General features: G+C 65.2%; 23 protein-coding genes. 13 read left to right on the top strand and 10 right to left on the bottom strand.

What is annotated here, in order from left to right; all coding sequences use genetic code 11:
• The first annotated feature begins 2 nt into the window (after positions 1 to 2).
• The 3 genes from AB7245_RS10135 to AB7245_RS10125 all read left to right on the top strand — a co-directional run bounded on the left by AB7245_RS10135 (position 3) and on the right by AB7245_RS10125 (position 5,403).
• Positions 3 to 2,066 carry a hypothetical protein gene (locus AB7245_RS10135; protein WP_085402504.1) on the top strand — a complete coding sequence of 688 codons (2,064 nt, stop codon included), beginning with the start codon at positions 3 to 5 and terminating at the stop codon, positions 2,064 to 2,066.
• Between the two features lie 397 nt (positions 2,067 to 2,463).
• Positions 2,464 to 2,868 carry a DUF2946 domain-containing protein gene (locus tag AB7245_RS10130; RefSeq protein WP_085402503.1) on the top strand — a complete coding sequence of 135 codons (405 nt, stop codon included), beginning with the start codon at positions 2,464 to 2,466 and terminating at the stop codon, positions 2,866 to 2,868.
• Positions 2,869 to 3,015: 147 nt separating this feature from the next.
• Positions 3,016 to 5,403 carry a TonB-dependent receptor gene (locus AB7245_RS10125; RefSeq protein WP_085402502.1) on the top strand — a complete coding sequence of 796 codons (2,388 nt, stop codon included), beginning with the start codon at positions 3,016 to 3,018 and terminating at the stop codon, positions 5,401 to 5,403.
• An 83-nt stretch (positions 5,404 to 5,486) separates the two neighbouring features.
• Here the strand turns inward: AB7245_RS10125 and AB7245_RS10120 are convergent, their stop codons facing one another.
• Genes AB7245_RS10120 through AB7245_RS10110 form a run of 3 tightly spaced genes read right to left on the bottom strand, consistent with a single transcriptional unit; the run spans position 5,487 to position 7,741 of the window.
• A complete protein-coding gene (locus AB7245_RS10120) occupies positions 5,487 to 5,969 on the bottom strand; it encodes a GNAT family N-acetyltransferase (RefSeq protein ID WP_085402584.1) in 483 nt (160 codons plus the stop codon).
• A 30-nt stretch (positions 5,970 to 5,999) separates the two neighbouring features.
• Positions 6,000 to 6,515 carry a GNAT family N-acetyltransferase gene (locus AB7245_RS10115; RefSeq protein WP_085402583.1) on the bottom strand — a complete coding sequence of 172 codons (516 nt, stop codon included), beginning with the start codon at positions 6,513 to 6,515 and terminating at the stop codon, positions 6,000 to 6,002.
• 53 nt (positions 6,516 to 6,568) lie between these two features.
• On the bottom strand, positions 6,569 to 7,741 hold the full coding sequence (locus AB7245_RS10110) for a hypothetical protein (RefSeq protein WP_245344171.1): 1,173 nt from the start codon (positions 7,739 to 7,741) through the stop codon (positions 6,569 to 6,571).
• 124 nt (positions 7,742 to 7,865) lie between these two features.
• Between AB7245_RS10110 and AB7245_RS10105 the strand changes: the two genes are divergently transcribed.
• The 3 genes from AB7245_RS10105 (at position 7,866) to AB7245_RS10095 (ending at position 9,520) form a co-directional block, all read left to right on the top strand.
• On the top strand, positions 7,866 to 8,615 hold the full coding sequence (locus AB7245_RS10105; protein WP_354080068.1) for a glycosyltransferase family 2 protein: 750 nt from the start codon (positions 7,866 to 7,868) through the stop codon (positions 8,613 to 8,615).
• 64 nt (positions 8,616 to 8,679) lie between these two features.
• Positions 8,680 to 9,060, top strand: a complete 381-nt coding sequence (locus AB7245_RS10100; RefSeq protein ID WP_085402499.1) for a DUF2304 domain-containing protein — start codon at positions 8,680 to 8,682, stop codon at positions 9,058 to 9,060.
• Between the two features lie 55 nt (positions 9,061 to 9,115).
• Positions 9,116 to 9,520: a VOC family protein gene (locus tag AB7245_RS10095; protein ID WP_085402498.1), complete on the top strand. Its 405-nt coding sequence runs from the start codon at positions 9,116 to 9,118 to the stop codon at positions 9,518 to 9,520.
• Positions 9,521 to 9,538: 18 nt separating this feature from the next.
• On the opposite strand, the gene AB7245_RS10090 is transcribed toward AB7245_RS10095, so the two are convergent.
• Entirely contained in the window at positions 9,539 to 10,030 is a 492-nt protein-coding gene (locus AB7245_RS10090) for an NUDIX domain-containing protein (protein WP_085402497.1), read from the bottom strand.
• Positions 10,031 to 10,146: 116 nt separating this feature from the next.
• On the opposite strand from AB7245_RS10090, the gene AB7245_RS10085 reads away from it, so the two are divergent.
• Positions 10,147 to 11,028: a metallophosphoesterase family protein gene (locus tag AB7245_RS10085; RefSeq protein ID WP_071916197.1), complete on the top strand. Its 882-nt coding sequence runs from the start codon at positions 10,147 to 10,149 to the stop codon at positions 11,026 to 11,028.
• A 93-nt stretch (positions 11,029 to 11,121) separates the two neighbouring features.
• Here the strand turns inward: AB7245_RS10085 and AB7245_RS10080 are convergent, their stop codons facing one another.
• From AB7245_RS10080 to AB7245_RS10070, 3 genes are all read right to left on the bottom strand, one after another.
• The gene (locus AB7245_RS10080; RefSeq protein ID WP_085402496.1) at positions 11,122 to 11,676 is read right to left on the bottom strand and encodes a hypothetical protein; all 555 of its coding nucleotides are present in this window, start codon (positions 11,674 to 11,676) and stop codon (positions 11,122 to 11,124) included.
• Positions 11,677 to 11,865: 189 nt separating this feature from the next.
• Positions 11,866 to 12,075 (bottom strand): DUF4170 domain-containing protein, encoded by a 210-nt coding sequence (locus tag AB7245_RS10075; RefSeq protein ID WP_008137787.1) that lies wholly within the window; start codon positions 12,073 to 12,075, stop codon positions 11,866 to 11,868.
• 30 nt (positions 12,076 to 12,105) lie between these two features.
• Positions 12,106 to 13,740: an isocitrate lyase gene (locus tag AB7245_RS10070; protein WP_085402495.1), complete on the bottom strand. Its 1,635-nt coding sequence runs from the start codon at positions 13,738 to 13,740 to the stop codon at positions 12,106 to 12,108.
• A 241-nt stretch (positions 13,741 to 13,981) separates the two neighbouring features.
• On the opposite strand from AB7245_RS10070, the gene AB7245_RS10065 reads away from it, so the two are divergent.
• Positions 13,982 to 15,427, top strand: coding sequence for a helix-turn-helix domain-containing protein (locus AB7245_RS10065; RefSeq protein ID WP_071916200.1), 1,446 nt, complete (start codon positions 13,982 to 13,984; stop codon positions 15,425 to 15,427).
• A 147-nt stretch (positions 15,428 to 15,574) separates the two neighbouring features.
• On the opposite strand, the gene AB7245_RS10060 is transcribed toward AB7245_RS10065, so the two are convergent.
• Complete coding sequence (locus AB7245_RS10060) at positions 15,575 to 15,868, bottom strand: antibiotic biosynthesis monooxygenase (protein WP_014497428.1); 294 nt, start codon at positions 15,866 to 15,868, stop codon at positions 15,575 to 15,577.
• A gap of 224 nt (positions 15,869 to 16,092) precedes the next feature.
• Between AB7245_RS10060 and AB7245_RS10055 the strand changes: the two genes are divergently transcribed.
• Both AB7245_RS10055 and AB7245_RS10050 read left to right on the top strand, forming a co-directional pair.
• A complete protein-coding gene (locus AB7245_RS10055) occupies positions 16,093 to 16,899 on the top strand; it encodes a hypothetical protein (protein WP_439034218.1) in 807 nt (268 codons plus the stop codon).
• A gap of 162 nt (positions 16,900 to 17,061) precedes the next feature.
• A complete protein-coding gene (locus tag AB7245_RS10050) occupies positions 17,062 to 17,406 on the top strand; it encodes a hypothetical protein (protein ID WP_085402493.1) in 345 nt (114 codons plus the stop codon).
• Positions 17,407 to 17,650: 244 nt separating this feature from the next.
• On the opposite strand, the gene AB7245_RS10045 is transcribed toward AB7245_RS10050, so the two are convergent.
• A complete protein-coding gene (locus AB7245_RS10045) occupies positions 17,651 to 18,292 on the bottom strand; it encodes a tetratricopeptide repeat protein (protein ID WP_028158277.1) in 642 nt (213 codons plus the stop codon).
• A gap of 149 nt (positions 18,293 to 18,441) precedes the next feature.
• Positions 18,442 to 19,398: a zinc metalloprotease HtpX gene (gene htpX / locus AB7245_RS10040; RefSeq protein WP_085398222.1), complete on the bottom strand. Its 957-nt coding sequence runs from the start codon at positions 19,396 to 19,398 to the stop codon at positions 18,442 to 18,444.
• 334 nt (positions 19,399 to 19,732) lie between these two features.
• Here htpX and AB7245_RS10035 point away from each other — a divergent pair, with 334 nt between their 5' ends.
• The 3 genes from AB7245_RS10035 to AB7245_RS10025 all read left to right on the top strand — a co-directional run bounded on the left by AB7245_RS10035 (position 19,733) and on the right by AB7245_RS10025 (position 22,919).
• Positions 19,733 to 21,034: a lytic murein transglycosylase gene (locus tag AB7245_RS10035; protein ID WP_085398223.1), complete on the top strand. Its 1,302-nt coding sequence runs from the start codon at positions 19,733 to 19,735 to the stop codon at positions 21,032 to 21,034.
• Between the two features lie 107 nt (positions 21,035 to 21,141).
• Entirely contained in the window at positions 21,142 to 21,645 is a 504-nt protein-coding gene (locus AB7245_RS10030; RefSeq protein ID WP_063985181.1) for a DUF1993 domain-containing protein, read from the top strand.
• A gap of 173 nt (positions 21,646 to 21,818) precedes the next feature.
• On the top strand, positions 21,819 to 22,919 hold the full coding sequence (locus AB7245_RS10025) for an alkene reductase (RefSeq protein ID WP_354080076.1): 1,101 nt from the start codon (positions 21,819 to 21,821) through the stop codon (positions 22,917 to 22,919).
• The last annotated feature ends 212 nt before the right edge of the window (positions 22,920 to 23,131 follow it).

The following is a 23,131-nucleotide window of genomic DNA, read 5'->3' as shown; positions in this document are numbered from 1 at the left end:
ACATGAATTACGGCATTGCGTTCACGCCGCTTGTTCCCACGATCGTCCTGTGGCTCGCGCTCGCCGCGATCGTGGTCGTTGCGCTCGTGCTGCTGGTGGCGCGTGCGCGCGGTGCAGCCGTGCGCGTGGCCGCGCTGGCGCTGTTCCTGCTGGCGCTCGCCAATCCCTCCTTCACCCGCGAGGACCGCGATCCGCTCACCTCGGTCGCCGCCATCGTGGTCGACAAGAGCCCGAGCCAGAATTTCGGCAACCGCAATCGCGAGGCCGCGCAAGCGCAGGAAGCGCTGGTCGACAGCCTGAAGAAGATCAAGGGCCTCGAGGTCCGCGTCGTCGACGCCGGACAGGCCGATGGCGAGACCGACGGCACAAAACTGTTCGGAGCGCTGGCCACCGCGCTGTCGGACGTGCCGGTCGACCGTGTCGCCGGCGCGTTCCTGATCACCGACGGCCGGGTCCACGACATCCCGGCCAACACCGCCGGGCTCGGCTTCCAGGCGCCGGTGCACGCACTGATCACCGGGCAGAAGGACGAGCGCGACCGCCGCATCGCGATCACGGCGGCGCCGCGCTTCGGCATCGTCGGGCAGACCCAGACCATCACCTATCGCCTCGACGACCAGGGCGTCACCGGCGAGCGCGCCAAGGTCACGATCCGCAGGGACGGCGAGGTCCTGGGCGAGCGCACGCTGGGAAGCGGCCAGAGCGCAAGCGTCGACGTCGACATCAAGCATGCCGGGCCGAACATCGTCGAGATCGAGGCCTCGCCGCTCGAGAAAGAGCTGACGCCGGTGAACAACCGCGCCGTCGTCGCCATCGACGGCGTGCGCGACAAGCTGCGCGTGCTGCTGGTCTCGGGCGAGCCGCATTCCGGCGAGCGCACCTGGCGCAACCTGCTGAAGTCCGACGCCAGCGTCGACCTCGTGCACTTCACCATTCTGCGTCCGCCGGAGAAGCAGGACGGCACGCCGATCAACGAGCTGTCGCTGATCGCGTTTCCGACCCGCGAGCTGTTCCAGCAGAAGATCAACGAATTCCAGCTGATCATCTTCGACCGCTATGCCCGCCAGGGCGTGCTGCCGATCGCCTATTTCGACAACATCGCGCGCTATGTCCGCGCGGGCGGCGCGGTGCTGGTCTCGGCCGGCCCGGACTATGCTTCCAACACCAGCATCTGGCGCACGCCGCTGGATTCGGTGCTACCGGCAGAACCCGTCGGCGTGACCGAAAAGCCGTTCTATGCGCATCTGTCGGAGATCGGCAAACGCCATCCGGTCACGCGCGGCCTCGAAGGCTCCGCGAGCGAACCGCCGCGCTGGAGCCGGTTCTTCCGCACCGTCGACACCCGCAATGCGGTCAACCCGCCGGTGATGACGGGCGTCGACGGCAAGCCGCTCCTGTTCCTCTCGCGCTTCGGCGAGGGCCGCGTCGCGCTCTTGCTCTCCGACCATATCTGGCTGTGGGCGCGCGGCTATGAAGGCGGCGGCCCGCATCTCGATCTCTTGCGGCGGATGTCGCACTGGCTGATGAAGCAGCCTGACCTCGATGAAGAGGCACTGCGCCTCCAGGTGCAGGGCAAGGACCTCGTCGTGGTACGCCAGACCATGTCGGACAGCGTCCAGCCGGTCAGCGTGACCTCGCCGTCGGGCGTGTCGCAGGACCTGACGCTCGCGCCTGCCGATCCCGGCGAGTGGCGCGCCAGCCTGCCGGCCAGCGAGCTCGGCCTGTGGCAGGCGACCGACGGCACGCTGAAGGCGCTGATCAATGTCGGTCCGACCAATCCGAAGGAGTTTTCGGAAGTCACCTCGACGACCGAAACCCTGAAGCCGCTGACGCAGGCGACCGGCGGCAATGCCGTGCGCGTGGTCGACGGCACCAGCGTCGAGCTGCCGCGTATCGTGCCGGTGCGTTCGGCGAGCGTCTTCGCTGGCGATGGCTGGATGGGCGTGCGGATGCGCGACGCCAGCGTCGTGAAGGGCGTCGGGGTGCTACCGATCTTCGCCGGCCTGATCGGCCTGCTGCTGCTGCTCGGCGCGTTTGCCGCGACCTGGGTCCGCGAAGGGCGCTGAACTCCCGAAGCGAGATGAGACTCGCCTAGCACCGCGACGGCGGTGCGTTCCCTCCCCCCTTGCGGGGGAGGGCTAGGGAGAGGGGTGGCCCAGCAAAAGGTGCCGATTGTTAGCGATGCATCGCGTATGATTGCGCGACGGAAAGAGTCCCCGTGCGGCACCCCTCTCCCTGCCCCTCCCCCGCAAGGGGGGAGGGAACGGACAGAGCCCGCTGTTGGCCCAACTCGATTCAACTTCAACCCATCGCGCTCTAGTTGCCCGAACGACACATCGGTTCGGCTGCCTGCGCGCGTTGGTCCGCTCGCTGTTGACATCCGCTGATCGATGCTGCGATGTTACATTATAACATCACGAGATCAGGGGAATTGATCCTCGCGATGTGGGGTGGCTTTTCCAGATGAAGTGGTTCCGGTCGAATATCAGGCACGGCGCCCGGCTCGCGTTGTTCGCGATGCTGGTGCAGTTCGCGTTGACGTTCGGCCACAGCCATTGGTTCGCCCAGGCCACCCCCCTCGCCCTGTCCTCGCTTCAGCAGACCGACAACGGCAAGAGTATCGCTTCGAGTGACCGCGCCGCGGTCCAGAAGCAATCGCCCGCCGGCCCTGACCGGGAGCAGCCGGGCGAGGACAATTGCGCGATCTGCGCCGTCGTCGCGATGGCGGGCACCGTCGTATCCGCGACGCCGCCTGTGCTCCTGCTGCCGCAGGCGATCGAGCTGCTTCAGCTCACCACCGATGCCGAGTTCGTCCATCTGAAATCGGCCGGCACGGCGTTCCAGCCCCGCGCCCCTCCCGCGTCCTGACTCCAGACATCACTTGATCACGCCCGGCTCGCCGCTTTCAGGCGAACGCACGGGAGAAGCTGAAGTCGAATTCCGTCGCGCTGCGACGGCAGGCCGCCTCCGATCAGCACCAAATCTTGCGGACGGCGCCTGACTGGAATCAGGACTATGTCATTTGAATTGCGACGCGCGCAGCGTCTGGGTGGAGCAAGCCTGCTCCTGCTCGGCGCCGCCGCCACATCGGCGCTCGCCCAAGAGCCGGTACAACAGACTGCGCAAGATAAATCGTCGACCGAGATCCCCGCCGTCACCGTGACAGCGCCGAGCCCGATCGTGCGCAGGGTGGTGCCGACCCGCAGCCCGGTCCATGTCGCGCGCACCGGACGGTCGCGCGGCCAGCAACGCACGGCGGAAGCAACGCCGGCGGCGCCAGCGACGGCCGCCACGCCCCAGCAGGGCGTGCTGCCGATCGTGACCAACCAGTTCGCCACCGTCACCGTGGTGCCGAACGAGGAGATCCGCCGCGAGGGCGGCGGCCAGCTCGGCGATCTGCTGTTCTCCAAGCCGGGCATCACCGGCTCGAGCTTTGCGCCCGGCGCCTCCAGCCGGCCGATCATCCGGGGCCTCGACGTCAACCGCGTCGGCATCGTCGAGAACGGCACCAATGCGAACGGCGCATCCGATCTCGGCGAGGATCACTTCGTCCCGATCGATACGCTCGCGACCAACCAGGTCGAAGTGGTGCGCGGGCCGGCCGCCTTGCGCTACGGCTCGACCTCGATCGGCGGCGTCGTCAGCGCGACCAACAACCGGATTCCGGACGCGCTGCCAACCTGCGGTGCCCAGCCGTTCCAGAGTTATGGCATGCCGGTGAAGGCGCCACTCGCAACCGCCGGGACATCGCCCTGCGTCACGGCCGAGACACGTTCCGCGTTCAGCTCGGTCGATCGCGGTGTCGAGAGCGGCGTGCTGCTCGACACCGGCGCCGGCAATTTCGCGTTCCATGCCGACGTCTACGGCCGCAACACGACGGATTACGGCATCCCGAGCTACCCCTATTTGACCGACCAGACCCGGACCATCACAAACGGGCGCCAGCCCAATTCGGCGTCGCGCACGGACGGCGCCTCGATCGGCGGCTCCTACTTCTTCCAGGGCGGCTATATCGGCGCGTCGATCACGCAGAACGACTCGCTCTACCATATCCCCGGCATCGACGGCGCCGACCACAACACCCGGATCGACGCGCACCAGACCAAGATCAACGTCAAGGGCGAGTACCGGCCCGATGCCGCCGCGATCGACACCATTCGCTTCTGGGCTGGCGCCACGGATTATCGACACAACGAGATCGGCCTTGCCGATCCCGCCGATCCCAACACCGACGGTGTGCGGCAGACCTTCACCAACAAGGAGCAGGAGATCCGCACCGAGGTGCAGTTGATGCCGTTCAACGCGCGCTTCGCCGAGGTGACGACGGCGCTGGGCTTTCAGGTCGGCCATCAGGAATTGACCGCGCCGAGCCCTGACAATCCCGGTACGCTGTTCAACGGCCTGTGGGACCCCAACAACAACACCCGCGTTGCCGCTTACGCCTTCAACGAGTTCAAGTTCACGGACGCGACGCGAGCCCAGATCGCCGGCCGCATCGAGCATGTCGAGCTGCACGGCACGACGCCGAACTTCCCGCCGGATTATCTACCCGACGGCACGCCGCAGGTGGGCATCGCACGCAATCCGTCCTTCACGCCGAAGAGCGGCAGCATCGGCCTGTTGCAGGACCTGCCGGGCGGCATGGTCGGCAGCATCACCGCACAATATGTCGAGCGCGCGCCGAAGCCGGCCGAACTGTTCTCGCGCGGTGCGCATGATGCGACCGCGACGTTCGACATCGGCAATCCGAACCTCACGATCGAGACCGCTGAGTCGGTCGAGGTTGGACTGCGCAAGGCGACGGGGCCGTTCCGGTTCGAGGCGACCGTCTACTACACGCATTTCGACAATTTCATCTTTCGCCGCCTCACCGGCGTGATGTGCGACGACAGTTTTGCGTCCTGCGGCACGCCGGGCGCCGAGTTGAACCAGGCCGTCTATTCGCAACGCAATGCCAATTTCCGCGGCGGCGAATTCCAGTCGCAGCTCGACGTCGGCGCATTCCAGGGCGGCATCTGGGGCATCGAGAACCAGTTCGACGTGGTGCGCGCCACCTTCACCGACGGCACCAACGTGCCGCGCATTCCGCCGCTGCGGATAGGCGGCGGCGTGTTCTGGCGCGACGACAACTGGCTGATGCGCGTCAACCTGTTGCACGCTTTCGCGCAGAACAACGTCGCCGTGATCGCGGAGACGCCAACGCCGGGCTACAATCTGCTGAAGGCCGAGGTCAGCTACAGGACCAAGCTCGATCCGCGTCTGTTCGGCGCGCGCGAGATGACGGCCGGCATCGTCGGCAACAATCTCCTCAACGAAAACATCCGCAACTCGGTGTCCTACACCAAGGACGAGGTTCTGATGCCCGGCATCGGCGTGCGGGCGTTCGCCAACTTCAAGTTCTAGTCGCGACTCAGTCGGGGCCTGCGGGCCCCGGCACAGGCGCGTTGAGTGAGCCGTAGCCCGGATGGAGCGGAGCGAATTCCGGGCTACGGGCTGCGCGTCAGCCGCTTCTCGAAGCGCCACTGATCGACGGGGAACGGCCCGTTCGAGGTGTCCGTCATCATCACGAAGGTGCCGGCGTTGCGCCAACCGCTCTTCTCGTAGAACCGCGCAGCGCGCGCGTTGCCGACGGCGCAGGCGAGCCACGCCAGCTCCACGCCGCGCGCGGCAAGGCGGGCCTCTGCGTCGGAGATCAGCGCCGCGGCCACGCCCGCGCCGTGCGCCTTCGGCGATACGAAGAGCTGATACAATTCGTCAGCCCTGACTGCGCAGAAGCCGAGCGGCGCGCCGGCCGGGCCGACGACGCGGATGTCGGGAAGCATGACCGCCAGCCGATCGCGAAAATTCGGGAGCGTGCGAAGGCGGACCAGTTCTGGCGGCGCAAGCGAGGCATGCGACCCATGCCAGGCATCGTGCCACAGCTGAGCGATATGATCGACTTCACCGGCATCAGCGGGCCGCACCTGCATCATGGATACTCCGCAAGAGGTATCGTAGCCCTAGCCTCGCGCCTTGCTCCAGTCGGGCGTTACCTGCCCCGACACGCCCTCGAAAGCGCCGTCGACGAGCTCGAACACCAGGATGCGCGCGGCGTCGACCGGGCCCGGCATGGTGACGCGGCCCTTCGGCACCGGCTTGAAGCCGACACGGCTGTAATAGGGCTCGTCGCCGACCAGCAGCACCAGACGGTGCCCCTTCTCCTTGGCGTCCTTCAGCGCGCGCTCCATCAGGAGACGGCCGATGCCGCGGTCGCGGAACGGCGGCTCGACGGTGAGCGGCCCGAGCAGCAGGGCCTGCGTCTCGCCGACCAGCACCGGCAATTGCCTGACCGAGCCGACCAGCAGCGTGCCGATGCGGGCCGTGAAGGACACATCGAGCAGATGGTCGACGTGCTCGCGAATGCGGTAAGCGCTGAGCACGAAACGGCCGGGGCCGAAGGTGCGCTCGTGCAGCCGTTCGATCGCCTGGGCGTCGCCGGCGGCTTCCGGAAGGATGGTGAGCGAGAGATCGGTCATGTCGGCATGCGTCTTCGAGCGAAGTGGTTTCAGGTTCGCGTCAGGAAAACGCGTCAATGCGAGATGCGGGATAACATCTCAGACGGCCGCGGTCCATCGGCCTCGTGGGCGATAAAACCCTGTGCCGGACCGCGGCTGAGGACGGCCGCGAACAGCAGCGTCCAGAGCGACAGCATCAGGATCGGGATGACATAGTACTGCGTGAAGACCGGATGCGTGGCAAAGAACGCCAGATTCAGCGCGAGATTGCCCGCCACCAGCAACGCGAGTTTCCTGACGCCGCCATGGCCGGCGAAGCGCCACAACAGCGCGGTCCCGACGCAGGCGATCACGATCAACGGGAACTGCGTGTCGCGGAGATAGGCCAACAGCACGGCCGGGTCGAGACTCCGCGGGGCCGTATCCTGGCCGCCATAGGCCGAGACCAGCGGATTGCCTGAGTTGACCAGGTTCGCCGCGAACACCGGCAACAGCCCGACGAGGAACGAAAGGCCGAGCGCGAGTCCTGAAACGAACGTCTCGCGGGTACGCCAGATCAGGAACGACAATCCGAAGAACAGGAAATAGCCGGCCGACAGAACCACGTTGGCGATCCGAAAGCTCGCGGACAGGCCGAGCAGCACGCCGACGGCAGCGACCATCAGCAGGCGGCGCCGGCCTTCATCGACGAACAGTCTTGCGGTGAACAGACCCGCCAGCGCGCAGACGACCATGGTCGGCGCCATCGAATAGCTCGCCTTGGTCGGATTGATCATGAAGTAGATCGAGAGCGCGCCGAGCAACGCGGCGAGCGTCAAGCCGACCTTCTCCTGCGCCCGCCACATGCCGAACAGCGCAAGGCCAGCGACGATCGCGTTGGCCAGCATATAGAGCGGAACGACCTGGAACCCCTCCGGGAACAGCGCCAGCACGAAGCCCGTGCCCGGCGGCGGCGTCATCACCCATTTGCTGCCGTCGGCAGTCTGGGTGTGGCAGGGTGCCCGCGTCGGTTCGTTCCAGTTCGGAAAATCGATACTTCGCAACTTGGCCGCGAGATAGCCGTCGGTTTCACGGGCGAGGCTGGTGTCGAGCCCTTGCCAGCCGAAGCGCTGGAACAGATGCGCCTGCCTGAGATAGCAGATGTCGTCATAGACGCCGCGGCTCTCGCTCCAATGCGAGGTCAGCCTGATGTTGCTGGCCAGAATTGCCAGAAACACAATTGAAAAAAATACTTTGACAGCTCTCATCGGCATTCGCCGGGCGGCCCCCGCAGCTTGAAATGGCCCGCCGCCTGTACAGGAAAAGCACCGGCAAGTATAGCAAAGTGGGGATTCTGGAGGTGAGGCAGACGTGGCCGATACGGGACTGGGCTTGGGTTCAACTGACACGTGCCGCAGCGGTGCTGCCGCACCGCAGCAGGGCTCGTCGCGAGTCCTCATCATCATTCCCTGCTTCAACGAGGAGGCCTCGGTCGGCGGTCTCCTGAGCGAGATCGCAGCAACCGGCCGCGGCTACCACACCCTGGTCGTCGACGACGGCTCGTCGGACGCGACATCCGCGGTGGCAAGCTGCCGCTCGCCGGTCGCCCGCCTCGCGCAGAATCTCGGCATCGGCGGCGCCGTGCAGACCGGCATCAAATACGCGGCGCGTCAGGATTTTGATTTCTGCATCCAGATCGACGGCGACGGGCAGCATGATCCGCGCGCCATCGAGACGCTTCTGGAGGCCTATCGCAACGACCCGACCAACATCACCATCGGAAGCCGCTTCATCGACCATGCCGGTTTCTGCTCCACGCGCATGCGGCGCGCCGGCATCAGGCTGATCGTGCTTGCGCTCAACGGCCTGTTCAGCGGCGGCCGCATCACCGATCCGACCAGCGGCATGCGATTGCTCGACCGTTCCGCCATCGCCTTCTTCGCAAAAGCGTATCCGACGGATTTTCCGGAGCCGATCTCGCTGGCCTGGGCCATGCGCGCAGGCCTCACGGTCAGCGAAGTTCCGGTCGAGATGCGGGCGCGCGAGACCGGCGTCAGCTCGATCGACGGATTGAAGTCGGCGAGCTACATGATCCGGGTGCTCGGTTATATCCTGCTCGCGCGCCTCGTGAGGGCGTCATGACGCCGAGCGTCCCCGTTCCGATTTGTGGTCTCATCATCTCGTCGAACATTCTGAGGAGGCAGCCGTGACAGATGCCCTTCCAAGTCCGGAGACGGTCGTCGTCGTCTCCGCCTTTGCGCTGATCTACATGCTGGTGCTGCTGCGCAAGACGATGCAAGGCAAGTTCGATCTCTACGACTTCCTGATGCTGTCCATGGTGGCGATCATCCCCGCGGGCTTCACGCTGTTTCCGACACTGGCCTATCTCGTCAGCCATCTGACCGGCGTCGTGTTTCCGTTCGTCGTGATGTTCGGCGCCCTGTTCCTGGTGGTGTTCGCGTTCATGCACAACATGACGGCGCGACTGCACCGGCTTGAGCGGCAGAACTGCGCGCTGATCCAGGAGCAGAGCCTGCTGGTGCTGGAGCTGCAGGCGAAGGAGGGCCGTCGGGGCGTCGAGTCATGAGCGCGTAGCCGAGGAAATCCAGCGTCGTCGCGAGGCAAAGACAGGGAGAGCGGGCATGCTGAAGAACGCGAAGGTGGCAACCCGGCTTCCAGCCAAAGACCTCGACCGCGCGCGGGCGTTCTATTCGGAAAAGCTCGGGCTCGAGCCGGTCGAGCAGCGCGAGGGTGGGCTGCGCTACGTCTGCGCGGCCGGCGAGTTTGCGATATTCGTCTCGGCCGGGACGCAATCCGGCACGCACACGCAAATGGGGTGGGAAGTCGAGGATATCGAGGCAACCGTGCGCGAACTTCGCACACGCGGCGTGGCGTTCGAGGACTATGATTTGCCCGGCTTGAAGACCGTCGATGGAATTGCGGAGATCACGGGCAACTATCCGAGCAAGGGTACTGGCGAGCGAGGTGCCTGGTTCCGCGACAGCGAAGGTAACTTGCTGGGGATCGGGCAGCCGGTTCGGGCTTGAGGATTCGGCCGGATCGCTTCAACGCCAAGTCGCGGTCGGCGGCTTGCCGTCCAGCACTTCCGCGAGCCTTTGCCGCGTGCCGTGTGTGGTGCCCTCGGGCAGCGCATTGATCGCGAAGAACCCGCATTCGACGATCTCGTGGTTGGGCTCAGGGACGCGATCCTGCTTGAACTGCCTGACCACATAGACCGCGACGTGGTCGCGGCGGGAGACGTGGCTGTTGAGGAAGATGCCGTGCAGCACCGCGTCACCGGTGAGATCGATGTCCCCTTCCTCCTTGAGCTCGCGCCGCATCGCCTGCTCCATGGTCTCGCCGAGATCGACGCCGCCGCCGGGCAGATACCAGCCGGTGATGTAGCTGTGCCTGACCAGGAACACCCGGTTCTCGGAATCCAGCACCACGGCGCGGACGCCGAGCGTCATGCCGCGGACAAGCAGGAAATAGGCGTGGAAGATTCGCCGCAGCAGCGGTTCGAATGTCCGTCGGACGCTGTTCAGACGATCCCCCATCAGGCTTCCAAGAAAACTCCCAAGAAAACTGCCATGAGGCCCCGGTCCGGGCCCCGCTTGCACAGTTCTCGCGACCTTGCCATTACAGCGGACGAATAGCGAGGCAATCGCGCGCCATGGCCCCCTTCACGCTCGCCCATCTGTCCGACCCGCATCTGCCGCCGTTGCCGAAGCCACGGCTGATCGAGCTCGCGGGCAAGCGCGCGCTCGGCTACGTCAACTGGACGCGCAACCGCCACAAATACCAGCGCCGCGAGGTGCTCGACGCGCTTGTCGCCGACGTCCAGGCGCAGACGCCCGACCACATCGCGGTCACCGGCGATCTCGTCAATCTGGCACTGGAGGCGGAGTTCGCGCCGGCGCGCGCCTGGCTCGACGGCGTCGGTCCGCCCGACCGCGTCACCACCATTCCCGGCAATCACGATGCCTATGTCCGCGCCACCTCTCACCGCTTCGGCGAGACGTTTGCGCCTTATCTCACTGGCGATGACGGCAGTGTCGGCTTTCCGGGCGTACGCCGGCGCGGGCCGCTCGCGCTGATCAGCCTGTCCACGGCGGTGCCGACCCTGCCGCTGATGGCGACGGGCACGCTCGGCCGCGATCAGCTCGCGTCCCTCGAAGCGGTCCTCGACCGCCTCGCCGCCGAGGACGCCTTCCGCGTGCTGCTGGTGCATCATCCCCTGAAGTCCGGCGCGCGCCAGAAACGGATGACCGATGCGGCCGCGCTGCTGGCACTGATCAAGCGTCACGGCGTCGAGCTGATCCTGCACGGGCACGACCACATTCATTCGACCATGTGGTTCGAAGGCCCCAACGGCAACATCCCCGCGGTCGGCGTGCCGTCGGCCTCCGCGCTCGCCCACGGGCGTTACCCGGCGGCAGCGTATAACCTGTTCACGATCGAGAAAGACAATTCCGGCTGGCGCTGCGAGCAGACCGTGCGGGGCCTCGGATCCGGATTTCAGATCCGGCAGATCAAGCAGGCAAGGTTGATCTAGTTCGCCGTCATTGCGAGCGAAGAAATCCAGAGCTTCTCCGCGGAAAGATTCCTGGATTGCTTCGCTGCGCTCGCAATGACGACGGCGAGCGTCTCACCAGCTCCGCAGGGCCGCCAGCACGGCGAGGCCGAACAAGGCGGCCGCGCCGAAAATGAATCCGAACACGAACGGCCAGAGGCGCGAGCGGCGCGGCGGCTCGGCGGCCGCGGGCTTCGGCTCTGATGGCACCACCATGGCGTGCTCGCGCTCGATCATGCGGCGGGCGACGTAGTCCGTCACGGCTTCGACGATCGCTGCGGTGTCGTGCGATTCGGCGAGCACGATACGGCCGAAGCGGGTGTCCTGGACGAAGCGGTACATCCGCTTGTCGCGCCCCATCATGATGTGTGCGACGACATCGATCCAGAGTCTGGGCGTATCGCCCTGGCTGATGCCGCGATCGAACAGGTCGATCTGGTCAGGCACCTGCGCGAACAGGGGATCGAGCGCGTCGTTGAGGATCTCCAGCCGCGCCACCTCCGCGTCGCGCAAATCGACGACCACACCGGTCCGGTCGGCGGCCTCGATCCGTGCGCGCAGCAGCGCGTCGCGCAGCCGCACCGGGCGCGGCTGGCTGGGATGGGTCCCGCTGGTCTCAGGCTCTGACATTGTCGGCCTCGTCCTCGACTTTCCGCCATTAACCTATCAGCAACCAAACGGTCCGCAAAGGGCTCACAATTCCAGAGACTTACGGCGCCCACAGCCGATTGACCTGTACCAAAAACAGACGATCCCACCCGGCTTGCGCCGGATGGGACCCTCCGTCCTTGGACGTCTTCTTAATTAGTCAGGCAGCCGTCAGGCCGAGACCCGCGACGGCTCTTCCACGATCGAGAAGCGGACGCCGGCCTTGTGGCGGTTCTCTTCCGAGACCGAGCGCCAGGCATCCTCGGCTTCCTTGCGGGTCTTGAACGGACCCTGCACCTGGGCGGAGCCTTCCACGAGCTTGTGGAAGTTCATCGAACCGAACTCGCCGCCGATCACCCAGAAATTGCTGCCTTTGGTCATTGTCAGTCTCCTCTTGGATAGCGTGGTGCGTTAGCCGAACTGGTTCATCGTGTTGTGGGCGCCGCCCGCCTTCAGGGCAGCCTCGCCGGCGAAGTATTCCTTGTGGTCGTCGCCGATGTCGGAGCCGGCCATGTTCTGATGCTTGGCGCAGGCGATACCCTGGCGGATCTCGGCGCGCTGCACGTTCTTCACGTAGCCGAGCATGCCCTGGTCGCCGAAATATTCCTTCGCCAGATTGTCGGTCGAGAGCGCCGCCGTGTGGTAGGTCGGCAACGTGATCAGGTGATGGAAGATGCCGGCACGCTTGGCTGAGTCGGCCTGGAAGGTGCGGATGCGCTCGTCGGCTTCCTTCGCCAGCGGCGTGTCGTCGTATTCCGGCTTCATCAGCTCGGCACGGTTGTACTTGCTGACGTCCTGGCCGGCTTCCTTCATCGCGTCGTAGACCTGCCAACGGAAGTTGAGCGTCCAGTTGAACGACGGCGAGTTGTTGTAGGCCAGCTTCGCGTTCGGAACCACCTTGCGGATCCGATCGACCATCTTGGCGATTTGCTCGATATGCGGCTTCTCGGTCTCGATCCAGAGCAGGTCGGCGCCGTTCTGCAGCGAGGTGATGCTGTCGAGCACGCAGCGGTCTTCGCCAGTACCGGGACGGAACTGGTAGAGATTGGAAGGCAGCCGCTTCGGACGCATCATCTTGCCGTTGCGGTTGATGATGACATCACCGTTGCGGGCGTTCTCCGGCGTGATTTCCTCGCAATCGAGGAAGCTGTTGTACTGATCGCCGAGGTCGCCGGGCTTGTGGCTGACGGCAATCTGCTGCGTCAGGCCGGCGCCGAGCGAGTCGGTACGGGTCACGACGACACCGTCTTCGATGCCGAGCTCGAGGAAGGCGTGGCGGCAGGCGCGGATCTTCGCCAGGAACACCTCGTGCGGCACGGTGACCTTGCCGTCCTGGTGACCGCACTGCTTCTCGTCCGAGACCTGGTTCTCGATCTGGAGCGCGCAGGCGCCCGCTTCGATCATCTTCTTGGCGAGCAGATAGGTCGCCTCCGCGTTGCCGAAGCCCGCGTCGATGTCGGCGATGACGGGCACGACATGGGTCTGGAAGTTGTCGATCTTCTCGATCAGCTCCTTCTCCCTGGTCTTGTCGCCTTCCTTGCGCGCCTTATCGAGGCTGCGGAAGATGTCGTTCAGCTCACGCGAGTCGGCCTGGCGCAGGAAGGTATAGAGCTCTTCGATCAGCGCGGGCACCGAGGTCTTCTCGTGCATCGACTGGTCGGGCAGCGGGCCGAATTCGGAGCGCAGCGCCGCGATCATCCAGCCGGACAGGTACAGATAGGTGCGATCGGTCTTGCCGCCGAAGTGCTTCTTGACCGAGATCAGCTTCTGCTGGGCGATGAAACCGTGCCAGCAGCCGAGTGACTGCGTGTACTTGGTCGGATCGTTGTCATAGGCCGCCATGTCGGTCCGCATCAGCGCCGCGGTGTAGCGGGCGATGTCCAGACCGGTCTTGAAGCGGTTCTGCAGGCGCATGCGCGCGACGGCCTCGGCGGACACCCCGTTCCAGGTCGGCTGGGTCTTGAGGAGCGCCTGGGCTGCCTCGATCTCGCTCTGATACGAGGCCGGGCTCTGCAGGGCGTTGATGCCACGGGGCTGGTAATTCATCTGCTCGATCCTTTCGCTGATGACAACTCAACTTGTCATCGACATTTTTGACAGTGCATTGCGAAATGCGTGTCATGAGCTAAACGCCAGAAAGCGAAGTTCGTACAGGGGCCTTGTATTCGAATGGTGATGTCATGTAACATCAGAACATGTAATAGATGTTATTTTGTAAATCTTGTAAAGAATATAGGTCAATAAGCCTGTCCTTGATGCGCTTCTCGTACCCTTGGGAGATCTGAAAATGCCCGCCGTCTCGGGGAAAAAGCTGTTCGTCGGCCCGCGCTTCCGGCGGATCCGGCAGCAATTGGGGCTGTCGCAGACCCAGATCGCCGAGGGGCTCGGGATCTCGCCGAGCTATGTCAACCTGATCGAGCGCAACCAGCGCCCGGTGACGGCGCAGATCCTGCTGCGGCTGGCCGAGACCTATGACCTCGACCTGCGCGACCTCGCGACCGCCGACGAGGACCGCTTCTTCGCCGAGCTGAACGAGATCTTCTCCGATCCGCTGTTCCGCCAGATCGACGTTCCCAAGCAGGAACTGCGCGACCTTGCCGAACTCTGTCCCGGCGTCACCCATGCGCTGCAACGGCTCTATGCCGCCTATGCCGAGGCCCGCCAGGGCGAGACCTTGGCCGCGGCGCACATGGCCGACCGCGACGTCGGCACGCGCTATGAGGCCAATCCCGTCGAGCGCGTGCGCGAGCTGATCGAGGCCAACCGCAATTATTTTCCGGAGCTGGAACAGGCCGCGGAGACGCTTCGCGACGAACTGAACGTGCCGGCCGAAGGGCTCTATGCCGCGCTCGCCGCACGCCTGCGCGAAAAGCATTCGATCCAGACCCGCATCATGCCGGTCGACGTGATGCGCGAGACGCTCAGGCGTTTCGACCGCCATCGCCGCCAGCTCCTGATCTCCGAGCTGGTCGATCCGCCCGGCCGCGCGTTCCAGCTCGCCTTCCAGCTCGGCCTGGGCGAATGCGCGCAAGCCCTGGAGACCATCATCGGCCGCGCCGGCCCGCTCGACGACGCGCCACGCCGCCTGTTCCGCATCACGCTCGCCAACTATTTTGCGGCGGCCGTGATGATGCCATACCCGGCCTTCCTCGCCGCGGCGGAGGCCTTGAACTACGACATCCACGTGCTGGCGCAGCGCTTCAATTCCGGCTTCGAGCAGGTCTGCCATCGCCTCACCACGCTGCAACGGCCGAACGCGCGCGGCATTCCGTTCTTCCTGCTGCGCGTCGACAATGCCGGCAACGTGTCGAAACGCTTCTCCTCCGGCACGTTCCCGTTCTCGAAATTCGGCGGCACCTGTCCGTTGTGGAACGTGCACTCGACTTTCGACACGCCGGATCGCCTGTTGAAGCAGGTGATCGAGCTCTCCGACGGCACGCGCTATTTCTCGATCGCGCAGATGGTGCGACGCCCCGTCGCGCCGCATCCGCTGCCGCAGCCGCGCTTCGCCATCGGCCTCGGCTGCGAGATCCGTCACGCCGCCCGCCTCGTCTACGCCTCCGGCCTGGATTTGGAGAAAACGGAGGGCACGCCGATCGGCGTCAACTGCCGCCTCTGCGAACGCGAAAACTGCGCCCAGCGCGCCGAGCCGCCGATCACGCGCACGCTGATTTTGGATGAGACGACAAGGCGGGTGTCGAGTTTCGCGTTCTCGAATGCACGGGAGCTGTGAGGGGGCTCCGGTGTCATGCCCCGCGAAGGCGGGGCATCCAGTACGCCGCGGCCCATCGGCTCCATCACTGCTGTCACGGAGTACTGGATCGCCCGCCTTCGCGGGCGATGACAGCGGAAGATGTGGCCCGACTGACCCGCCTAACACCTACGCCAGCGTATGCACGATCACCGGCCCGGCTGCGGCGCTCGCATGCCCTGCAAGCAGCGGCCCCAGATCCTTCTCGATCCAGGCGATCGCGCGCCGGTTCGCCTCCTCCGCCTGCTCGAACTTGTCGAAGATGGAGATCGCGGTGACCGTGTCGTCGCCGGCATAGACGACGTAATAGGCACGGAAACCGTCGACGTCGCTGATGATCGGAACGGCGCCGTCCTTGATGCGGCGCGCCAGCTCTTCGGCGCTCCCGCTTTTCGCCTTGGCCTGACGGATGGCGGCATACATGGCATCCTCCTCCGGCTATTGCTGTCGGGCATGTGCCCGGCTTCGATCCTACGCCGAAGCGCGCGACCAATCCACGCTTGGTTAACCCGGCACTAATCCATTCCCGCGATCTGCAACCAACGGTTAAGCACGCCTCAACATCGGTGCCTTAGTCTCGCCCCACTCACTTTTCGCAAACGGCGGCGGCCTATTCTGCCGGGTGAAGTGACATCAGGGGGTTCATCATGCGCGTTGCGCTGCTGCTGACCGCGACCGTTGTGGGCGCGCTCTTCGCCAGTCCATCCCATGCCGGATCGCTCGACGCGTCGGCCGGGGCAGCGCAGGCGCTGCCGCCGGGCTTCCAGAGCTACCGCGGCTACATGTTCGACCTGACGGAGAATTCCGAGCGCAAGGACGTCGACAAGCTCACCGACAATCTGAAGCAGCAGATCGACGTCGTCGAAGCTTCCGGCCTGTCGCCGCGCGTGCTGCGCTTCTTCCATACCGTTCCGATCGTCGCGAGCGAGCTGGCCTGCCTCGACGAAGGCGCCGCGACCGCATGCTACGGCCGGGTCACGCCGGACATCCAGCGCACCGCACCCCGGACGCTGACGGTCTGGGACCCCGACAAGCAGCGCTGGACCAATCCGAACGCCGTCGACCTCGCGGTCGATTCGGGCCTCGGCGTGATCATGCTGCGGCCGGACATGATGCGCTACGAGAAGGAAGCCGTGCTGCTGCACGAGCTGCTGCACGCCTATCACGCGCGGCTGCTGCCGGACGGCTACGCCAACAAGGGCGTGATCGGCTATTACGCCCTTGCCAAGTCCAAGGATATGTTACCCAAGGAATCCTATGCGATGAAGAATCCCATGGAATTCTTTGCCGTGACAGCCAGCATCTTCCTGGCCGGCAAAAGTGAATTCCACGACCCGAAGTCGCGCGAGGCGCTCAAGGAGAAGATGCCGGACTATTACAAATATCTGGTCGGCGTGTTCGGCTTCGACCCCGATCCAGCACCGGCGAGCGGTCCGGTTGCCTCGCTGAAATAAGGCGTCTGCGCCAAGCCACCCCAGAAAGCCGCGCAAAAATGCGCGGCTTTTTTGGTTTGGTAACCGGAAGCTGCGGATGACGCGCCGCCGGGAATTGCCAAGGCGGGGCCCGATCTGCATAGTCCCGCCCGCATCGATACCGTTTTAAGAGGATAGAACAACATGGCGGACGCCGACCTGGATGTCGTGATCCGGCAACTGGCCAGACAGCTGCATACGGGCCTTTTGACCCGCGCCAAGGAGCGCCGGGATCGCTTCAACGGCCTTGCGGCCAAGGCCAAGGGCAAGGAGACCGGCGACCGCTTCAAGATGATGGCCAAGGCCACGATGGAGCAGGCCACCGCCGCCGCCAAGCGCCTCCAGATGTCCGCCGACAACGTCGCCGACAGCTACGCCCGCTCGATGCGCCTCGTCGCCAGCACGCCGATCCCGGCGAAGGTGGAGAAGAAGACGAAGGAGAAGCCGGTGAAAAAGGCGAAGAAGGCCAAAGCCAAGAAGGCGAAGTAAGCGCGCACTTTCTTCCTTCTCCCCTTGTGGGAGAAGGTGGCATAGGCGGCCTTCGGCCGCCGTTCTTAAGAACGCCGAAGCGAAGCTTCGGCTATGGCGCCGGATGAGGGGTTCTAGCCGCGTACTCGTCTGCGAGAGGATCAATCGTGGAGAGATACCCCTCACCCGTCTCGCCGCTATCGCGGCGAGCCACCCTCTCCCGCAAGGGGAGAGGGTTGCAGCGGCGAATGCGGCTCTAGATATCTCACCGCCTCGGCGCGGGGGCCTGGTTCGGCTCGGCGCTCGCGAGCTCGGCGAGCTTGGCGCGGGCCGCGTCGCGAGTGCGGCCGTCCTTGCCGGCCGGCAGCGCGAGAGCAGCTTCGAAATCGGCGCGGGCGTCGTCGGCCTGGCCGCGGGCGAGGAATGCGAGGCCACGGTCGAGGCGGGCCTGCGCATCCGACGGGTCGAGACGGACCGCCGTGTTGTAGCTCAGGATGGCGCGATCGAGATCGCCGGTGGCGGCGAGCGCGAGACCGCGTTGGTGATAGGGCGCGGCGTGCCTGGGATCATGCGCGATCGCCTCGTCGTAATCCTCGATGGCAAGCTCCAGGTCGCCGTTCTGCCGGCGCGCCTGCGCCCGGTCGCGATACAGCGAGGCGCGGTTGGGATTGAGGTGGATGGCCTCGTCGAAATCCGCGATCGCCCGCCGCCAGTCGCCGTGGCGCAACGCGATCCGTCCGCGCCCTTCATAGGCGAACGCGATCAGCGATCCCCGCAGCGGCGAGAATCCGATCACCGCCGAGCAGATGTCGGGCTCGTCCTCGTCCCCGCAATTGACGACCGTGTGCGTGGACAGGCCAATGAGCACGCCCAGGACGATCAACAATGGTACCGCAGCTTTGGTCATCTTCGACCGTGGCAGGCAGAGGACCGGCCACGCATCCCCTTTCGAAGGAACAGTCTCGCCATGGTGTTAACACCGGCCGGGACCATCCTGTGTGCGCCAGGTCACAAAAGCCGGTCACAAAGCCGGGCGCGATTCCGGCCGGTTCCGCATCAGCCCCAAGGGCCACGGGAAGGACCGGGTGAAGGGCCGCGTGAGGACGACTGCCCCCACGGGCTCCGCGGCGGATAGTTTTCGTTGGCGCCGACCGACGGAGATGCCTGCGCGCCGAGCTCGGCCGCGAGCTGCTGGAGCGCCGCGATACGGTTCTGCGTCGAAGGATGGGTGGCGAACAGATTGTCCACACCATGGCCCGACAGCGGGTTGATGATGAACATGTGCGCGGTCGCGGGGTTTCTCTCGGCATCGTAGTTCGGGACCTGGTGCGCGGCGCCTTCGATCTTCAGCAGCGCCGACGCCAGCCACATCGGCTGGCCCGCAATGCGCGCGCCGAGATTGTCCGCGGCATATTCGCGGGTGCGGCTGATCGCCATCTGCACCAGCATGGCGCCGATCGGGGCGAGGATCATCATCAGGATCGAGCCGACGATGCCGGGGCCGTTGTTGTCGCGATGGCCGCCGAAGAACATGCCGAACTGCGCCAGCATCGAGATCGCGCCGGCAATGGTCGCGGTAACAGTCATCAGCAGCGTGTCGTGATGCTTGATATGCGCGAGCTCGTGCGCGATCACGCCGGCAAGTTCCTCGCGGCTGAGCTGATGCACAAGGCCGGTGGTGACGGCGACCGCGGCATTCTGCGGGTTGCGCCCGGTCGCGAACGCGTTGGGCTGCGCCTCGTCCATCACGAACACACGCGGCATCGGCAGCGAGGCGCGGCCCGCAAGCTCGGCGACGAGCCCGACCAGCTCCGGCGCGCTGGCGCGGTCGACCTCATGGGCGCCGTACATGCGGAGCACCATGCGGTCGGAGTTCCAGTAGGTGAAGAGATTGGTCGCGGCGGCAATGACGAGCGCGATCATGGCGCCGGCGGCGCCGCCGATCAGATAGCCGACGCCCATGAACAGGGCGGTGAGGCCGGCGAGCAGCATTGCGGTACGAAGATAGTTCATGGCCGTCTCCCAGGGCGGCCGCGGGCAAACCTCTGGCCGGCGCCATTCAGGTAGGGATGACCCCGGCCCGGGTGCAAGGTTTCAAGGTGCGTCGCGGGGCCGCGGCTATGCCCAACATTGCATTTCCGTCATGCCCGGGCTTGTCCCGCCTGCGCGGCCGAAGCCGCTTCGGCGCGGCGAAGGCCCGGGCATCCACGTTCTTCCTCTACACAAGCCCCGAAAGGCGTGGATGGCTGGGACAAGCCCGGCCATGACGAAGGGATGGTTTGAGGCGCTCAATTCACTTAAGCTTTAGCAAGATTCCACACGCGCCCTTCTCCCCGCCGGAAAGCTCATGCTCCAGACCCGATTTGCGATCGCGGCCGCCGCTCTGCTCGCCTTCGCCCTCCCCGCCTCCGCCCAGTTCGCGCCACCACCCGCCAAGCCCATCGCGCCCAAAGCCGCAACCCCGTCGCCGCGCGCGGCTTCGTGCCACAATGGCGCGAGCTTCGATCGCTTCCTGGCCGACGTGAAAAAGCAGGCCGTTACCGCCGGCGTGTCGCAGCGGACGATATCGGAAGCCTCGCCCTACCTCGTCTACGACCAGGGCATCGTCAATCGCGACCGCGGCCAGCGCGTGTTCGGCCAGCTCTTCACCGAATTTGCCGGCCGCATGGCCGCGCCCTATCGCATGCAGAACGGCCAGCAGCACATCAAGAGCCACGCGGCTGCGTTCGCGCGCGCCGAAAAGGAATACGGCGTGCCGCCGGCGGTGATCGCTGCGTTCTGGGGCCTCGAGAGCGATTTCGGCGTCAACATGGGCAATCTGCCGACGCTGAAATCGCTGGTGTCGCTGGCCTATGACTGCCGGCGCTCGGAGATGTTCGTGAACGAGACCATCGCCGCGCTGAAGATCATCGACCGTGGTGATCTCACACCCGACGAGATGGTCGGCTCCTGGGCCGGCGAGCTCGGGCAGACGCAATTCCTGCCCGTGCATTACGTCAACTACGCCGTCGACTATGACGGCGACGGACGGCGCGATCTCTTGCGCAGCGAGGACGACGTGATCGGCTCGACCGCGAACTACATCGCCAACGGATTGAAGTGGCGGCGCGGCGAGCCGTGGCTCGAAGAGATCAAGGTGCCGCAAAACCTGCCCTGGGATCAGACCGACCTCACGGTGCAGCAGCCGCGCTCGAAATGGGCGCAGTTGGGGGTCACCTATCCCGACGGCCGTCCGCTGCCGAACGACAATCTCGCTTCGTCCGTGCTGCTGCCGATGGGGCGCAACGGACCTGCCTTCATGGCGTATGCGAATTTCGCGGCCTACACCGAGTGGAATAATTCGCTGATCTATTCGACCACCGCGGGTTATCTCGCCACGCGCATCGCGGGCGCGGCTCCGATGCGCAAGCCGGCCCAACCGGTCGCGCAACTGCCGTTCAACGAGCTCAAGCAATTGCAGCAGCTCCTGGTCCAGGCCGGCTTCAACGTCGGCAAGGTCGACGGCGTGCTGGGCCAGCAGAGCCGTGCCGCCGTGAAGGCGATGCAGATCAAATACGGCCTGCCCGCCGATTCCTGGCCGACCGCCGAGCTGCTCGCGCGGATGCGCGGCGGTACGGCCCAGGCGCAGCCGGCGGGGATGATCCGGTAGAATTTTCGCACCGCACAAGCCGCTCTCGCGATTGTAATTTTCCGTGATGCTCCCATGTGAGTGGCTCAGGTTTCTCCTGAGATCTCCCATTCACAAGCGAGCATCACATGTCCTTTCACGACGCCGTCGTCCCCGCGTACTTGCAAATGCTGAACAGCCTGACCGGTCTGCTCACGAAAGCCGAGGCGCATTGCGCGGCCAAAAAGATCGACCCGGGCGTCCTGCTCGGCTCGCGCCTCTTCCCGGACATGCTGCCGCTGTCGAAGCAGATCCAGCTCGCCAGCGATTTCGCCGCCAAGGGCTGCGCCAGGCTGACCCATAGCGAGGTGCCTTCGATGCCCGACACGGAAAAGACGTTTGAGGAGCTGAAGCAGCGGCTCGCCAAGACGATCGACTACGTGAAATCGTACAAGCCGGAGCAGTTCGAAGGCGCCGACACCAAGGACGTGACCTTCCCGGCGGGCCCGGACCGGACCATGACGCTCAAGGGCCAGCAGTTCTTCAGCGGGGTCTCGCTGCCGAACTTCTATTTCCACGCCACCACCGCTCACGGCATCATGCGTCACAACGGCGTCGAGATCGGCAAGCGCGATTTCCTCGGCGCGAACTGAGAGATCGCGGGCCGTGGCAGCGCAAATCCGCTGTCATGGCCGGGATTGCACATGAATCATGCTACGCGGACCAGGCCGCGTAGCTCGCCTGCACTTTCCGTATGGCTCCTCCCTTGCGCCTGATGTCGCGATGCACAAGTGTTCGTGATCTGTCACCGCCTGGAAGCATTCCCATGAGCCGTCCGACCAAATTGCTAGAGACCTACAAGCTCGGCCCGATCACGCTGGCCAACCGCCTCGTGATGGCGCCGCTGACGCGCAACCGTGCCGCGCCCGGCACGTTCGTGCCGAGCCCGCTTGCCGCCGATTATTACGGCCAGCGCGCCTCCGCGGGTCTCCTGGTCACCGAAGCGAGCCAGATCTCACAGCAGGGCCAGGGCTACCAGGACACGCCCGGTATCTACAGCAAGGACCAGGTCGCCGGCTGGCGCAAGGTCACCGACCGCGTGCATGAGCGCGGCGGCAAGATCTTCATCCAGCTCTGGCATGTCGGCCGCATCTCGCATGTCGATCTCCAGGCCAATGGCGCAGCCCCGGTGGCGCCGAGCGCGATCCGCGCCAAGGGCAAGACCTTCGTCAACGGCACCTTCGCCGACGTCTCCGAGCCCCGCGCGCTCGAGCTGTCTGAAATTCCCGGTATCATCGACGACTTCAAGCGCGCCACGAAGAATGCGATCGAGGCCGGTTTCGACGGCGTCGAGATCCACGGCGCCAACGGCTATCTGCTCGACCAGTTCGCGAGGGACGGCGCCAACAAGCGCACCGATGCTTACGGCGGCTCCATCGAAAACCGCGTGCGGCTGATGCTCGAGGTCTCCAAGGCCGTTGCCGCCGAGGCCGGCGCCGACCGCACCGGCATCCGCATCTCGCCGGTGACGCCGGCCAACGACCTCTCCGACTCCAATCCGCAGGCCTTGTTCGATCACATCGTCGACGGCCTCAACGCACTCAAGCTCGTCTATCTGCACGTGGTCGAAGGCGCCACCGGCGGCCCACGCGACATCGCCCCGTTCGACTATGCGGGCCTGCGCAAGCGCTTCACCGGCGCCTACATCGCCAACAACGGCTACGACTTCGACCTCGCCACCAAGGTGCTGGACGCGAACGCTGCCGATCTCATCGCCTTCGGCAAGCCGTTCATCTCCAACCCCGACCTCGTCGAGCGGCTGAAGACGGGCGCGGCGCTGAACGATTGGGACAAGAACACGTTCTACGGCGGCGGCGCGAAGGGCTACACGGATTATCCGACGCTCGCGACCGAGCCGGCGGAGTAATTTCCTCTCCACACATGACGCTGTCATGCCCCGCGAAGGCGGGGCATCCAGTACGCCGCGGCTCTTCGGTTCAATCACGACCGTTTCTGGAATACTGGATCGCCCGATCAAGTCGGGCGATGACAGCGAGTGTGTAGTCGGCACAATCGCCATTCTCGACATCCGCCAGAAAAAAGGCCGGGATCGCTCCCGGCCTTTCGTGTTTGATGACG

The sequence above is a fragment of the Bradyrhizobium sp. 604_D8_N2_3 genome, from assembly GCF_051810765.1.
GTDB classification, from domain to species: domain Bacteria; phylum Pseudomonadota; class Alphaproteobacteria; order Rhizobiales; family Xanthobacteraceae; genus Bradyrhizobium; species Bradyrhizobium barranii.
This window is presented reverse-complemented; position numbering and strand designations above follow the sequence as displayed.